This is a genomic window from Salinimicrobium oceani (assembly GCF_012037645.1).
Genome location: NZ_JAAVJR010000542.1, coordinates 1 through 474, shown reverse-complemented (window position 1 = coordinate 474; position 474 = coordinate 1). Strand labels below are relative to the sequence as shown.

At 49.2% G+C, this 474-nt stretch carries 1 protein-coding gene; it reads right to left on the bottom strand.

Features of this window, described 5'->3' with window-relative positions; all coding sequences use genetic code 11:
* A partial coding sequence (locus HC175_RS23950) for a class I SAM-dependent methyltransferase (RefSeq protein WP_168139652.1) occupies positions 1–413 on the bottom strand: 413 nt, incomplete at its 3' end.
* Positions 414–474: the final 61 nt, after the last annotated feature.

Here is a 474-nt window from a genome sequence, read left to right as displayed (position 1 = left end):
ATTTTCCCCACGATCCCTGTTCCGTTCATGAGCAGGAGGACGGTATCGAATTTTTCTCCGGAAAGATCTTCAAAAGCTATATTTCGGGCATCCAAAATTCCGCGTTTCCGGCAGATATCTATAGCTCCTGCTGATGTGTCTATTGCCGTCACCTCTAGTTTCCGCTCCTCCTGAAGGTAAAGAGAGTGGCTGCCCGCACCGCAACCTACATCAAGTACCTTTCCGCGGCATAGTTGCAAAGCTTTTTGTTCCAGCCGGGGCATTTCCTTATAGCTTCTAAAGAGGTAGGGTACGGGAATCACATCATCATCAAAGTCGGGCGAGTGGACGGTAATTTCTTCGTCATCACCGGTTTCATAGAACGCTGTAATAGCTTTTCCGAAGATATCGGGATCGTTTTTTGGCTTGCTCACTTGTGGGTTCTGTTTATCTTGGCAGCATGCAGGAAGAGATCGATGGGCTCCCGCAGCGGGC